At 62.8% G+C, this 13863-nt stretch carries 13 protein-coding genes and 2 pseudogenes; 6 read left to right on the top strand and 9 right to left on the bottom strand.

The genetic code is table 11. The features are described 5' to 3' along the window. Window positions 1-32: 32 nt before the first annotated feature. Window positions 33-2747 (bottom strand): ABC transporter ATP-binding protein, encoded by a 2715-nt coding sequence (locus X771_RS154780; RefSeq protein WP_023687623.1) that lies wholly within the window; start codon window positions 2745-2747, stop codon window positions 33-35. A gap of 262 nt (window positions 2748-3009) precedes the next feature. Between X771_RS154780 and X771_RS154785 the strand changes: the two genes are divergently transcribed. Next, entirely contained in the window at window positions 3010-3681 is a 672-nt protein-coding gene (locus X771_RS154785) for a class I SAM-dependent methyltransferase (protein WP_081732427.1), read from the top strand. Here the strand turns inward: X771_RS154785 and X771_RS154790 are convergent. The 5 genes from X771_RS154790 to X771_RS154810 form a co-directional block, all read right to left on the bottom strand. Next, a complete protein-coding gene (locus X771_RS154790) occupies window positions 3659-4807 on the bottom strand; it encodes a glycosyltransferase family protein (RefSeq protein ID WP_023687621.1) in 1149 nt (382 codons plus the stop codon). The genes X771_RS154785 and X771_RS154790 overlap by 23 nt on opposite strands. Further along, window positions 4804-6048, bottom strand: coding sequence for a glycosyltransferase (locus tag X771_RS154795; protein WP_023687620.1), 1245 nt, complete (start codon window positions 6046-6048; stop codon window positions 4804-4806). Before X771_RS154795 ends, X771_RS154790 begins: the two co-directional genes overlap by 4 nt. 1 nt (window position 6049) lies before the next feature. Next, entirely contained in the window at window positions 6050-7264 is a 1215-nt protein-coding gene (locus tag X771_RS154800) for a glycosyltransferase family protein (RefSeq protein WP_023672150.1), read from the bottom strand. A 230-nt stretch (window positions 7265-7494) separates the two neighbouring features. Beyond that, window positions 7495-7755 (bottom strand): hypothetical protein, encoded by a 261-nt coding sequence (locus X771_RS154805; RefSeq protein ID WP_023672151.1) that lies wholly within the window; start codon window positions 7753-7755, stop codon window positions 7495-7497. A gap of 99 nt (window positions 7756-7854) precedes the next feature. Beyond that, entirely contained in the window at window positions 7855-8295 is a 441-nt protein-coding gene (locus X771_RS154810; protein WP_023685065.1) for an Lrp/AsnC family transcriptional regulator, read from the bottom strand. A gap of 146 nt (window positions 8296-8441) precedes the next feature. On the opposite strand from X771_RS154810, the gene rocF reads away from it, so the two are divergent. Both rocF and X771_RS154820 read left to right on the top strand, forming a co-directional pair. After that, the gene (rocF, locus tag X771_RS154815; RefSeq protein WP_023687618.1) at window positions 8442-9377 is read left to right on the top strand and encodes an arginase; all 936 of its coding nucleotides are present in this window, start codon (window positions 8442-8444) and stop codon (window positions 9375-9377) included. Then, a complete protein-coding gene (locus tag X771_RS154820) occupies window positions 9374-10435 on the top strand; it encodes an ornithine cyclodeaminase (RefSeq protein ID WP_023687617.1) in 1062 nt (353 codons plus the stop codon). The genes rocF and X771_RS154820 overlap by 4 nt, the downstream gene beginning before the upstream one ends. A gap of 5 nt (window positions 10436-10440) precedes the next feature. Here the strand turns inward: X771_RS154820 and X771_RS154825 are convergent, their stop codons facing one another. Further along, a complete protein-coding gene (locus X771_RS154825) occupies window positions 10441-11442 on the bottom strand; it encodes a LacI family DNA-binding transcriptional regulator (RefSeq protein WP_023687616.1) in 1002 nt (333 codons plus the stop codon). 90 nt (window positions 11443-11532) lie between these two features. Next, window positions 11533-11640, bottom strand: a pseudogene (locus tag X771_RS1000000168050) (ABC transporter permease); the annotation flags it as partial. A 137-nt stretch (window positions 11641-11777) separates the two neighbouring features. Between X771_RS1000000168050 and X771_RS154830 the strand changes: the two are divergent. Both X771_RS154830 and X771_RS154835 read left to right on the top strand, forming a co-directional pair. Further along, a complete protein-coding gene (locus X771_RS154830; protein ID WP_023687614.1) occupies window positions 11778-12533 on the top strand; it encodes a COG4280 domain-containing protein in 756 nt (251 codons plus the stop codon). Continuing rightward, the gene (locus X771_RS154835; protein ID WP_023672157.1) at window positions 12530-12745 is read left to right on the top strand and encodes a hypothetical protein; all 216 of its coding nucleotides are present in this window, start codon (window positions 12530-12532) and stop codon (window positions 12743-12745) included. The genes X771_RS154830 and X771_RS154835 overlap by 4 nt, the downstream gene beginning before the upstream one ends. Here the strand turns inward: X771_RS154835 and X771_RS154840 are convergent. Further along, window positions 12739-13371 (bottom strand): isoprenylcysteine carboxylmethyltransferase family protein, encoded by a 633-nt coding sequence (locus tag X771_RS154840; protein WP_023687613.1) that lies wholly within the window; start codon window positions 13369-13371, stop codon window positions 12739-12741. The genes X771_RS154835 and X771_RS154840 overlap by 7 nt on opposite strands. Window positions 13372-13427: 56 nt before the next feature. Between X771_RS154840 and X771_RS1000000169140 the strand changes: the two are divergent. Beyond that, window positions 13428-13797 (top strand): annotated as a pseudogene (locus X771_RS1000000169140) (hypothetical protein); the annotation flags it as partial. Window positions 13798-13863: the final 66 nt, after the last annotated feature.

Here is a 13863-nt window from a genome sequence, read left to right as displayed (position 1 = left end):
TCGCAAACCTTCCTGAATTCGCGTTTGCCAGACTATGACACAAGTTCCTTGAAGATACCGTTTCCCGCCAAGAGTGTCTCGTGTGTTCCGTCTTCCACCAATTGGCCTGAGTCAAAGACCACAACCCGGTCGAACATCGTCGCCATTGCCGGATTCGTCACCACCCACACAATTGCCGGCGAATGGCCGTCGCGTCTGGCTTCGTCGAGCACATTCCGCAACACTTTGTCCTGCACGCGCTGGTCGAGCGCCGACAGCGGCCGATTGAGAATGAGGAAATCGGGACGCTTGAGCAAGGCGCGGGCAACATCGAGCTTCTGTCGCTGTCCGCCGGTCAGCCGCCTGCCGGCGGCGCCGACGTTGAAGTCCAGGCCGACATCCAGAAGCTCGGCATAAAGTCCCAGTTCGTCAAGAATATCATAGACGATGGAGCGAATACGGTCCGGCGCGTCGGGATGGTTGTTGCCGACACGCCCGAACAGGACGTTGTCCATGACGGTGGCCGCGGCGATGTATTTGGCAGGATCAAACCGTTCGACAGCTTTCTCCAGCTCGGCCGGCAGGTTTTCATAGAACTGGTTGCGTGCAGCGATGATCTTGCTCATCAGCTCGTCGGTCAACAGGCCGAAGCGATGCCGGGGCTCGATATAGGCAAAGCTTAAGGTGACCATCATGGCGCGGTCGTTCTCCGAAACCGCATCGTAGGGGCGATTCTTGAGCCGTTGCAGCAAGGTTTCGTAGGCGGGTATCTCCTCGGCGCTCATGAAGGCGAGCTGCTGGAAGAACTGGTGTTCGGGCGGCAGGTCGGCAAACAGCTCGATCGCCTGTTCGGCGATCTCCATGCCCATTTCGTAGAGCGTGCGGTCGAGGCCGGCTTGCTTCAGCACGGAAGCAAAATAGGGATTGGACGCCAGTGCCTTGTGAGCCAGTTCGGGGCCGGCCGCGGCGCCGAAGAGCAGGTTCTGGCCGATCGTCGCTTCCTTGTTGTAGGCGCCCGGTTCAAAAGGAACCACCAGCGCGCTCAGGCCTTCTTCCTCCAACCGGGTTCGCAGCGCCGCACGCAATTCGACGATCCGCTCGGCAAGCTTCGTGTGGCGCTTGAGGTCGGCCGAAGAGCGCAAGCCAAGATCCAGAATGTCGCGCGACAGAAGAACCGCGTCGAGCACCCGGCGCACGGCTTCGAAGAGGTCGTGCGGGCCGGTGGCGCCGGCGGAGGCATAGTTGATCCAGTCGCTGCGGATATCGAGATCCGGATTGCCCGACCGGCGCGCCTCGTCGATATTCCAACGGTGCTGGTCCGCCGCTGCGCCGTCATATGTCACCGATGTCAGCGGCGCATGCTTCAAACCGTAGAGCAAATTGTCGCGCAGGCTTGCCTGGAACAGGAAAACATCCGACGAAGCGTAGGACATGCGCCGGCCGGTCACGGCTTCGGGGAGATCAAGCAAGTCATCGGAGCCCGAAACGATCCTTCCGCTGTCCGGCCAGGTCAGCCGCGCAAAGGCTTCCGCAAGCGCCTCCGCTCCCCCTGTTGCGGTGCTGACCAGAGCCACCGTCTCACCCGGCTTGACCTCGAGCGAGATGCGATTGAGGAGCATTGCGCCGCCATCGTCTGCTATCGACAGGCTGACCGCCGACAGCGGCTTGGTCATCGGATCGGGATCGTCGACCGTCAGTGCTCCGATTTCCGGCGCGATGATATTCTCGACGGTGAACTGTTCGACGACCTGCTGATATTTGACCTGGACATCCTGCCGGTCCTGATCCCAGTCGATCAGTTCCTTCATCGGTCCGGGCAAGTCCTTGTAAGCGCCGATCACGGCCACGAGCTGGCCGACATCCAACCTCCCCTGGATGACCAGATAGCCACCGATCATGTAAAACAGAAAGGGCGTGAGCTGCGCGAGAAAATTGTTGAGGAACTTTACCATGAATTTCCATTGGTAAAGATCGAAGCGGATTTTGAAGATGAGCCCGAGCCGGGCTGCTATGTCGGCGCGCTCGTAGTTCGACGTATCGTGGACGTGAACCGCGCCGATGCCGTCGACGATTTCGCCAACCCGGCCTGAAAGCGCGCGCGCCGTCAACTGCCGCTGGCGCCCGAGCACGAGCAGCCGCCGCCGCATTCGCGGGATAAGCACGATCTGGATCGCCACGATCACGACCGCTATCATTCCGAGCCAGACGTTCTGGACCATGATGAACAGCATGGCCGTCAGCGCCTGGCCGCCGAGCAGCACCGGCTGCAGGAAGGCATCGCCAATGAAGCCGCCCAGCGGCTCCACCTCGTCCTTCACCATGGTCGCCACTTCGGCGGATTTCACCCGCTTGAAGTAAACCGGCGGAAACCGCAGCACACGATCGACCAGATCGAAACGAATACGCCGCAGCATGCGTTCGCCGAGCCGGCCCTTGTAAGTGTTGATGTAGAGCTTGAACAAGCCGTTGATGACGACCAGCAAGAGGAACACAAGGCTGAGCGCAAGCAGGGTCGAGGTGCGGTCCAGTTGAAAACCGGAGAAGAACTGGACCTCGCCGATGAACGGCAGGTTATAGTGCAACCGCATGAATGGCAGGGTCGCGCCCGGTTGCTCGAACCCCTTGCCCTGGATCGGGCCGTTGACGATCAGCTTCGGCAGGTCGAACGACATGAAATACGGGACCATCGAAAGCACGACGATCATCAATATCCAGAGCTGCTGCTTCCTGGTGTGCGTCCAGATATAGCGGGCTAGGCTGGTTTCCATATGCGATTGTCAGTTTGAAGGATGCGGAATGTAAAGGCACCTGCTGGCAAATGGTGTATCGGCCATGTCTTCGCCGCCAACGACGAGCTCAAAGCGGCAGCTGCGCGCCAAGCGGATGGGCGCCGATGGTCCGGACAAATTCAATCGGCCTCCTCCGGGCAATGGCGAAACGGCTTGCGGCACAGTCGCGTCCGCAAGTCGAACAGGCAAGAGGCAAGATTGCGTTGTGTCGCCCGAAATCCCAACATAGAAGACGAATATGATGGATGTCACGCAACCACGCAATGCCGGCATGGGTGGGCATGAGCAAGCCCTGGACCTCACGCGGGGAATTGCCGCCTACGTCGACCACCCTCTCGTGGCCGGGCTGGCGCGCGTCATCGCCAAGCATCCGCAGGCCAATATCGCGAACGCCTTCAACCACAAGCAGGTCGCCTGCAAGATGTGGGCGCTCGACAGGCTGTTCGAAAGCGACGGCGGCGGGTTCGAACGCATATGGGTTCTGGGTGGATGGTACGGCGTATTGCCGGCGATGCTTTTCAACGACGCCCGCTTCGACATCGGGGCGATCGACAGCATCGACATCGATCCCGAAGTCGGCGCGGTCGCCCGGACACTCAACCGGCAAGCCGGCGAGCGGTTTCAAGCACTGACGGCAGATATGTACGCACTCGACTATGGCGCCGGCCGACCCGACCTGGTGGTCAATACGAGCTGCGAACACATAGCCGATCTCAGCGCCTGGCTTGCCCTGCTTCCGCGGGGTACGAACGTGCTGCTGCAGTCGAACGACTATTTCAGCGAGCCGACGCACATCAACTGCGTGGCGTCACTTGCAGCCTTCGAAGCAATGGCGGCGCTGCGGCAGATCAGGTTCTCCGGCGAATTGCCGACAAAAAATTATACACGCTTCATGCTGATTGGAACTGTTTGAAGCGCTCGCGCAGGATTTGCGCCGATCGCCGCGCCCCTTCCAGATCGAGACGATGCGCGGCTGGCGGCGGTCCCGCAAGCGCCTGCTCGATCGCATGCGCCAGACCTTCAGGCGTCAGGTCCTGTTCCGTCAGCACCGTTGCAAGACCGAGCTCTTCGAGCATCAGAGCGCGACGCGTCTGCTCGGTTTCCCCGCCGGCTGCAAATGGAACGAGCAGCGAGCGACACCCCGCGCGCATGACATCGCAGACCGTGTTGTAACCCGCCTGCGAGACCGACAGGCGGGCGCCGGTCAGCAGGCTGGCGAAATCCTCGCGGAACCGGAAGATGGACAGGCGTGGGGAGGCATCGCGTGAAATCGCGTCAAACTCGTCCTTCGGCAGGTTTGGGCCGGTGATCAAACACCATGTCCAGGCGTTATCGGCATTTCGCGCCGCCGCGACGGTGGATCTGACAAGGCTCTTTCCGGCCGCCCCGCCGCCAACCGACACCAGAACGTCGAAGCGCTCTGAGGCCGCTTGCGTCGGCGGCGCGGCAACGAGCCCGGTGTAGGCGACCTCGGCCCTGATCGCCCCAGCCAGCGGAAATGTCTTGTCGATGGTTGCGAAAGCCGGATCGCCATGGACCATGACAAGATCGAAATGCCTGTTGACGATATCGACCGTTTCTTCGTTTCGGCTCGGCTTCACGCGCTCCTGAAGGATGTCGCGGACGGACGCCGCCAGCAGCGGTCTGGGCGATGTCGCTTCGATGGCCTCGATCAGTGGCAAGAGTTCGAAACGCATCTGCCGGCGTCCAAAGGGAAACGCCTCGATAATGACGATGTCGGGCCTGTAATCCCGGAAAGCCTGCAGCAGCATCTCTGAGCGCCGCGTCTTGAAATCATCGTCGACGGCTTTGCCCTGCAGGTCGACAAGTCCGGAAAATCCTTCGTCACCGGAGGTGACAGGCGGCAGGGTCACGGATTTTACACCCGATCCCGGAAATCCCGCGATCGGCGCTCCGCCGGTCACGACGGTGACGTCGAACCCGTCATCGACCAGAGCCGCCGCAATGCGGCTGGCGCGCGCGAGATGGCCGATGCCGAGCAGGTGCTGAACATAGAAGAAAGCGCGCAGCCGCTTCATTCGGCGGCCCGCCACTCCCGCTCGAACAGTTCCTTGAGCTGTCCAATGCCTGCCACATGATCGAAATTGCTTCGCACGCGCCGCTCCGCGGCGTCGCCGAGGCGGACGCGCAGGACGGGATCGCGGATCAGGCGCTCCAGCGCCTGTGCCAGGGCAGTCGGGTTTTCCGAGGGAATCAGCAGCCCGGTTTCATCCGACGATAAAAGCTCCGGCACGCCGGAAATATCGGTCGACACGCAGGCAAGCCGCTGGCTGGCCGCCTCCACCAGAACATTCGGCAGGCCGTCCCGGTCGCCATCCGCGGTGATCCTGCAGGCCAAAGCGAAGATGTCGGCGCTGCGGTAGTGCTCAAGCACCTCCTCCTGCGCCAGCGCGCCTTTCCAGGAGACGCGCCCCTCCAGTCCGAGCCTTTGCGCCAGCGCCTTCAGCCGTTTCAGTTCCTCGCCGCCACCGATATGCTCGAAACACCACGCCAGATCGCCAGGCAAGAGGGCAAGAGCCTCCAGCAACGTATCATAGCCCTTCTTTTCAACGGCGCGTCCGACACTCAAGATCATGACCGGTTCGGCCGGCGCCGAGCCGTCACGCTGTTTTCGCGCCTCGCCGAAACTGCCGAAGCGGTCAAGGTCGAGCCCATGATAGCTCAGATGCACGGACGAACTGCCGTTGGCGAGTTTTTTCAGATGGTCGAAGCCGGTTTTCGTGCACGTGACCGTCCAGCGCGCCGAGGAAAGCTTGCCGGCCAGATCCCAGTCCGCCGACGTCCAGATGTCCTTGGCATGGGCTGAGCAGCTCCAGGGCAAGCCACGAAGCTGGCTGGCATAGCGCGTCACCGATGCCGGCGTGTGCGCGAAATGGGCATGCAGCCATCCGGCATCTTGCGGCCATTCGGCCGCCAGCACCAGCGCTTGCCCGAAGCGCCGCGCGCGATTGCGGGTAAAGTCGCGGCGGATATCGGCAGCGAGCGATTTGAGCGCGCGCCAGAAGCCAGGCCGCGGCAGACAGGCAAACAGCGACCGAACCACGCGCAGCGGCTCTCTGTGCAGATATTCCGGTAGATAGTGGACGGGGGCCTTGATCTCGTCATGCACGGGATGACGTTTTGCGTCGGTCGGCCGCCTGAGCGCGAAAAGTATCAGGTCGAACCCCGCACGCTCGAGACCGAGCAATTCCTGTGCGATGAAGGTTTCCGACAGCCGCGGATAGCCCTTCAGAACCACGACGATCTTGCGGTGTTGCAACTCAGTTCATGCCTTCAATGACCGAAAGGTGATGGCCGGCCCGCCGGTCGAGCAGTTCCGCCACGATTTCGGAAATATGAGGCAGCCCTTCCAGAGTCAGATGCGCATTGCTCTGCGATGGGCGGGGCCGGCCCGGCAAAACCTGCAGCGCATCGGCAAACCGCTGGGCATCCTCGGCTTCCTCAGGCAAAAGCATCTCGATGAGGCCGAGTTCGGCTGCGCGCCGTGCCCGGATCAGCTGTTCCTCGCGCGGCGTGACGCGCGGCACGATCAGCGCCGGCTTGTCGAAAGACAATATCTCGCAATAGGTGTTGTAACCGCCCATCGCCACCACCGCCTTGGCGCCGGCAATCAGCTCTTCCATCCGGTTGTCGAATTCGATGATCTTGACATAGGGGATCTTGGCCCCTTTCCTGACCAGCTTGTTGCGCTTGCGCGCCGGCATGTAGGGCCCAAGCACGATCAGCGCCCTGTGCTGCAATCGCGGATCCTGCTGATAGGCCTCGATGACGTTGTGGATCAGGTCGGCGCCGTCACCACCGCCACCGGTGGTAACCAGGATATAGTCGCCCTCGGGCCGGTGGCCGGGCAACTGGTTCTGCTGCAGGCTCCGTTGCAGGAAACCGACGAACTTCATCTTTGCCCTGACCGCCGGCGGCACCTCCAGGCCGGTCAGCGGATCGTAGAAATCCGGCGGGCCATAGACCCAGACCTTGTCGTAGAACAGGCCGATCTTGCGCATCACATCCCTGCGTGCCCACTCCGCTTCGAGCAAATGCGGCGCGTCCATCACCTCGCGCAGGCCAAGCACGAGCGTGGTGCCCCGCGTCTTGAGGTAGGACAGCGTATCCTCGATCTCTCCGCGCAGCCCCAGCGGTTCCTTGTCGACGATGAAGATATCCGGCCGGAAGCTCTCGGCCGTGTGGCGGATAATCGACTGCCGCATCCTTAGCGTCTCGTGCAGATCGATGTCCTTTTCCAGCGAGGTGTATTCGCCGTTTCGCAGCTTGATGACGCTGGGGATCTTCACGAAGTCGACGCGGGCGCGGTAGTCGAAGGCGCCGGCGATGGTGGCGCCCGAAATGATTAGCACCTGAAGTCCGCGGAAATCCCCGACCAGTGAATGCGCGATCGTTCGGCAACGCTGCAAATGGCCGAGCCCGAACGTGTCGTGGCTGTACATGAGAATTCGTGCGTCTTTTGCGTGCTGTGTCATTGTGAACGTCTTTTAGAATTCTCGCCGGACCGTGGGCAACCCCGCAGGCTTCGAAACCATTCTCGCGGGTCTATCGACCTGTTTTGAAACATGGGGGCGAGAGGTACGCAACGGCATTCTTCACCTGGTCACGAATGCCAGGGGGCGCTGATTGTGGCGCCATGCCTTGTCTTCGCCGACGATAGACGGCCCAAGCACAAATCTCTGTCATGAGGCTTGACCCCGTGGAATTAAATGCCCTGCGGCCTGAGGCAGGCAAAGCGCACATTGCGAAAAATCAAGGGCGACCAAGGCGAAACGAGGCTGCCGCACATTGTGAGGAGAACCCGCACCTTGGGAAAATGCTTCATAATCCATCGAAACACAACGGCCGCCAGAGGCCGCACATTGCGGCCTTTTATCCTGCCATCAGCCTTGGCCTGTGGCAAGCGTCCGGTCCGTGCACCGTTGAAGCTGGTGCAATCTCGCGTCATGCCGGCTTCGTCCGTCATGTGGAGCATAGCTGCGGCCCCAATGAGATTCGTCAGCCAGGCGACCCATTCGCCAGTTCCGCCCAAAGCTTTGCGTGAACACGCCGGCCGGAACGGCGGCTAAGCCAGCCGCGCCCTTGTCGTCCTCGGCGTTGCCAGCAGCAGACTTGTCTCGCTGCCGGTTATCCCCGGGATTAGCCGGATTCGGCGCAGAACCGCGTCGAAATCGGTGAGCGAGGCCGTGCCGAGTTCGACCACCAGGTCCCAGCGGCCATTGGTGGTGTGAATGGTCGAAACCTCAGCGAGACCGCCGAGCGCCCGGACCACGCGGTCGGCGGCATGGCCCTCGATCTCGATCATCATCACGCCGCGTATCCGCTGGTCGACGGCGTCGGCGCGCAGCACCACCGTGTAGCCGATGATCTCGCCCGTTTTTTCCAGTCGCTCCATGCGCGCCCTGACCGTGGCGCGCGACACCCCGAGATCGACCGCGAGATCGGAGATGCTGCGCCGGGCATCATGCCTGAGCAGCGTGACCAGCCTTTCGTCAAGCAAGTCCATGATTCTATCCACTTTGACCAAAGCGACTTATCGGAATGATAAATCATTCTTCTCGAAATGCCAATTTCGTTTGTTCAAACTGCCGGTCCAGGATGGTTCATTCCACGCATCAATTGCCCAATCAATTTGCAAGGACACCAAAAACCATGCGCTGCAGGATCGTTGGCGCGCCGGTGCAGGACGGCGCCGGCAGGATGGGATGCGAGATGGGGCCGAGCGCGCTGCGCACGGCCGGGCTTGTCTCGGTGCTGTCGGAACTCGGCCACGAGGTCGAGGACTGGGGCGCGGTGCAACCGGCCGCCGTGCGCGCAATCGTCCATGGCAATCTCGCGCTGAAGGCCCTACCGGAGATTTCCGCCTGGACCGCGGCGATAGCCGAGACCGCCTATGCGGCTTCGCGGAACGCCATGCCGATCTTCCTTGGCGGCGACCACGCGATATCGGCCGGCACGGTGTCGGGCATAGCCCGCCGCGCCGCCGAACGCGGCCGGCCGCTCTTCGTGCTGTGGCTCGACGCACATCCCGATTTCCACACGCTCGATACCACCGTCAGCGGCAATCTGCACGGCGTGCCGCTCGCCTATGCCAGCGGCCGGCCGGGCTTCAACGGTTATTTCCCGGACCTGCCTGTCGCCGTCGACCCTGCCCACATCTGCGTCATGGGCCTGCGCAGCGTCGATCCGGCGGAGCGCCGGGCGCTGAGCGAAGCGGGGGTTACCGTGCACGACATGCGCACCATTGACGAGCACGGCGTCGCACCTTTGCTGCGCGCCTTCCTGGCCATCGTCGAAAAGGCAAACGGCCTGCTGCATGTCAGCCTCGACGTCGACTTCCTCGACCCCTCCATCGCGCCGGCCGTCGGCACCACCGTGCCCGGCGGCGCCACCTTCCGCGAGGCGCATCTGGTGATGGAGATGCTGTCCGACAGCGGCCTGGTCTCCAGCCTTGATCTGGTCGAGCTCAACCCGTTCCTCGACGAGCGCGGCCGTACCGCCACGCTGATGGTCGACCTCGCCGCCAGCCTGATGGGCCGCCGCATCATGGACCGCCCGACCCGCAGCCATTCCGGAAGCATTGCATGACCCAGCCTTCCCGCCTTGCCATCGTCCCCTTCGTCAGCGTCGACCGCATGATGAAGCTGGTGCTGACCATCGGCGTCGAGCGGTTCCTCACCGAACTCGCCGCCTATATCGAGGAGGATTTTCGCCGCTGGGAGCTGTTCGACAAGACGCCGCGCATCGCCTCGCACAGCCATGACGGCGTCATCGAACTGATGCCGACCAGCGACGGCCGGCTATACGGCTTCAAATATGTCAACGGCCATCCCAAGAACATGCGCGAGGGGCGCCAGACCGTCACCGCCTTCGGCGTGCTCGCCGATGTCGGCTCCGGCTATCCGATGCTGCTCACCGAAATGACGATCCTGACGGCGCTGCGCACTGCGGCGACCTCCGCTGTCGCGGCCAAATATCTGGCGCCGAAAGGCGCGCGCTCGATGGCCATCATCGGCAATGGCGCCCAGTCCGAATTCCAGGCTGTCGCCTTCAAAGCGCTGCTCGGCATCGACCGGCTGCGGCTCTACGACATCGACCGCTCGGCTTCGGAAAAATGCGCCCGCAACCTCGCCGGCAAAGGCTTCGACATCACCATCTGCGCCACCGGCCAGGATGCTGTGGAAGGCGTCGACATCATCACCACGGTGACCGCCGACAAGCTGTCCGCCACCATTCTGACCGACAACATGGTCGGTTCCGGCGTGCACGTCAACGCAGTCGGCGGCGACTGCCCCGGCAAGACGGAACTGCACCGCGACATCCTTTTGCGCTCCGACATCTTCGTCGAGTTCTCGCCGCAGACGCGCATCGAGGGCGAAATCCAGCAGCTCCACGCCGACCATCCGGTGACCGAGTTGTGGCAGGTGATGACCGGCAAGGCGGAAGGCCGCAAGACGGCGGAACAGATCACCTTGTTCGATTCCGTCGGCTTCGCCACCGAGGATTTTTCGGCGCTGCGCTATGTCCGCGACCAGCTTCAGGCCACCGGCCTCTACGAGGAGCTCGACCTGCTCGCCGATCCCGACGAGCCGCGCGACCTCTTCGGCATGCTGCTCAGGGCAGCGCTGCAGCCGGCCGCCGCCTGAGGGCTTCAGCCGCGCAACGGCGCGCAGCTCTCCCGTTCGACGAGCACCGGGGTGAGCACTTCGCGGCGCGAATGCGCCGCAGGCTCGGCAACCCGCTCGAGCAGCAGGCTGACGGCGCGGGTGCCGATCTTCTCGACCGGCTGTGCGATCGTCGTCAGCGGCGGCCATGTGGTGACGGCATAGGGGATGTCGTCGAAGCCGATCATCGACATGTCGCCGGGGACCCGCAATCCGCGCCCGCGCAGCACTGTCAGCGCGCCCATGGCCATCAGATCGTTGCAGGCAAACAGCGCCGTGATCCCCGGCGCCTGCGCCATCAGCCGCTCCATCGCCGTGCGGCCGCCGGCGAAGTGGTAGTCGGAATCCACCACCGAGGCCGGCGGCAGGTCGAGGCCGGCTTCCTGCAGCGCCCTGGCGAAGCCGCGCAGGCGGGCCGGGCTGGAGCTGGAATCGCGCGGGCCGCCGATGACGCCGATCTTCTCGTGGCCGAGCCCGGCCAGATAGCGGCCGGCGAGATAGCCGCCATGATCGTGATCGACCAGCACCGAATCGACATTGACCGAATGGATCTCGCGGTCGAGCAGCACCGCCGGGACGCCGGGCAGAAGGCTGGAGAACACCCGCGCATGATCCGACGAGCCGGCGAAGATCAGCCCGTCGATCTGCTTGGCCATCAGCACCTGGAGGTAGCGCTCCTCCTTCTCGGCGCTGCCGTCGGAGTTGCACAGGATCACAGTATAGCCGGCAAGGAAGCCGGCATCCTCGATCTGGCGCGCCACGCCGGCGAAGAACGGGTTGGAATTGTCCGGCAGCAGCAGGCCGATGGTCTTGGTCTCGCCGCGCCTCAGGCTGCGCGCCAGCGTGTTCGGGCTGTAGCGCAAGGCGGCGATGGCCGAATGCACGCGCTCGGCCGTCTCAGGCTCGACATGGCGCGTGCGGTTCATCACATGCGAGACGGTTGCGACCGACACTCCGGCATGGCGCGCGACATCGGCAATCGTCGTCATTTCTTGTCCCCTAGTGCATGTCGCCCGGAGTGTCCGGCGGATCTGGGAAAATGACATCCATAAAACAAAAACCAAAAAGCGCGACGCGCTTTATCGGATCACCCTCAACAGCTTTTCCCGATAGGCATCCAGAATGACGGCGAGCACAATGACAAGGCCTAGCACGATCGGCTTGAAATTGTCGCCGACGCCGAGCAGCTCGTAGCGACGCCGGCGACCGGGCCACCGATGTTGACGCAACAGATAGACCATGGCGACGATGCCGGCGCGTTCTCCCTTCCGCCGGAGCGCTGTATCCTTCTCAGGCTAGTGATTCCCGCAGACAGGAAACCTTCATGAACGGCCTGACGCCCATACTTTCCACCGTGACCGCCTCGTTCCTTGCCTCCTTCGTCGAAGTGGTCGAGGCCTTCACCATCGTGCTGGCGGTAGGCGTCACCCGCAGCTGGCGGCCAGCGCTGACAGGCGCGGCGCTGGCGCTGGCGGTGCTGGCGGCTCTGGTGCTGGCCTTCGGACCGCTGCTGGCGCTGATTCCCATTGCGGTGCTGCAGTTCGTCGTCGGCGTGCTCCTAGTCCTGTTTGGCATGCGCTGGTTGAGAAAGGCCATTTTGCGCAGTGTCGGCGTCATCGCCCTGCATGACGAGGACGCGGCCTTTTCAAAGGAAACCGCCGCTTTGCAGCAGCAGGCCAATGACCGCCGCGCCGATTATCTGGCCGGGCTCGCGGCCTTCAAGGCGGTGCTGCTCGAAGGTGTCGAGGTGGTGTTCATCGTCATTGCCGTCGGCGCCGCGCATGCACAGACCTTCTATGCCAGCCTTGGCGCGTTGGCAGCCTTCGTCCTGGTAACGATCATCGGCCTTGCGGTGCACAGGCCGCTGGCGCGGGTGCCGGAAAACGCGCTCAAATTCGCCGTCGGCCTGATGTTGACAAGCTTCGGCATTTTCTGGACCGGCGAAGGCCTGGGCACCGACTGGCCGGGCGCCGATCTGGCGCTGCTGGCCATCTTCGCAATCATCGCCGTCGCGTGCTTCGCCATGGTGCGCTCGTTGCGCGCCAGCTACCCCAAGGCTGCACAAGGAGTTGCTCGATGAACGTCGTCCGCCTCATTCTAAAGGAGCTCGTCGGCATGTTCATCGACGACGGCAGCCTTGCGACGCTGGCGCTGCTGTTGATCGTAGCGATTGCCGCGGCAGTGAAGCTGCTGGCGTTGCCGCCGCTTGCCGGCGGCGTCCTGCTTCTGCCCGGCTGCCTCGTCATCCTGCTCTACAGCGTGCGCCGCGCGGCACGGCGCTCCGGTCAGTAGAGGGTGAAAAACACCGGCAGCATGCCGCTGATCCGCAACTGCTCAATCGTCTCGATGGCCGGGAACAGCGCCAGGAAATAGAGCCCGTCCGTGAATGTCCGCCGCAACGCCTTTGTCGAGAACCGGCGTTCGGCTTGATCGTGAAACAGCAGCGGGTTCGGCCAGAAAGGCGGCGTGCGTTCGGCATAGACGCTGTAGGCGGGGCCGAACTTTCCAAACAGGAACTCGGCTTCCTTGCGCACCGTCACCCGGAACACCAGGTAGCTCACCAGAGCCAGCGCCGCCGCCACCAGCACCGAGCCGTACATCAACCCGACGCCCGCCGCGCCGACCGTGGAAAAGAAGTAGAGCGGGTTCCGGCTCATCGAGAACGGGCCGATGGTGACCAGCTCGTCGTTCTTCCTTCCGCCGACATAGAGAATGCTCCACAGACGGCCAAGGAAGCAGACCAGCACGAAGCCGATGCCCAGCGCCTCAATGTATCCGTGCCCGTCCGAGCCTTCGACGAGAAAGGGCTTGGTGAACAGCAACAGCATGACGGCGAGGGCTGCCGCCACTTGTATGACGAGCAGGCGCTTGTGCTGGTCGAACGCCTTCGCTGCCGGCTTGGGGGGAGCGTAGCTCATCATAGTTCCTGCACCCCGGCAGGGCTCATAGCGCCGGTGTCTCGCCACCCACTAGCGAGACGGCGGCCGACTATCTGGCCGTCAATCTTGGCTTCGGACTGACCGTCACCTCGCTGATCATGACCGGCATCCTTGTCGTCGCGCTGGCGCTGCAATTCGCGCAGAAGCGTTATGTGCCATGCCTATTGGCTGGCGGTGGTGCTGATCAGCGTCGTCGGCACCTTGATCACCGACAATCTGGTCAACAATTTGGGCGTCCGTCTGCAAACCACCACGATTGCCTTGGGCGATGTCCATACTTGGGCAAAGCCGGTATTCATCGTTCTGATCTGCATTCATGCCGGTGCGGCACTCTTCCATCATTTTATTCTGAAAGACGCCGTGCTGCGCAGGATGCTTGTCCCTGCGCGCGATCCGGTCGGATGACACTTATGGACATGTGCAACGACCACGAGCGACCAGGCGCCGGCGGATATTCTAGGAACGGACCGC

It is taken from the genome of Mesorhizobium sp. LSJC269B00 (assembly GCF_000502815.1).
Taxonomy (GTDB): Bacteria; Pseudomonadota; Alphaproteobacteria; order Rhizobiales; family Rhizobiaceae; genus Mesorhizobium.
The sequence above is the reverse complement of the archived record's forward strand: the minus strand, read 5'-3'. Positions and strand labels throughout refer to the sequence as shown.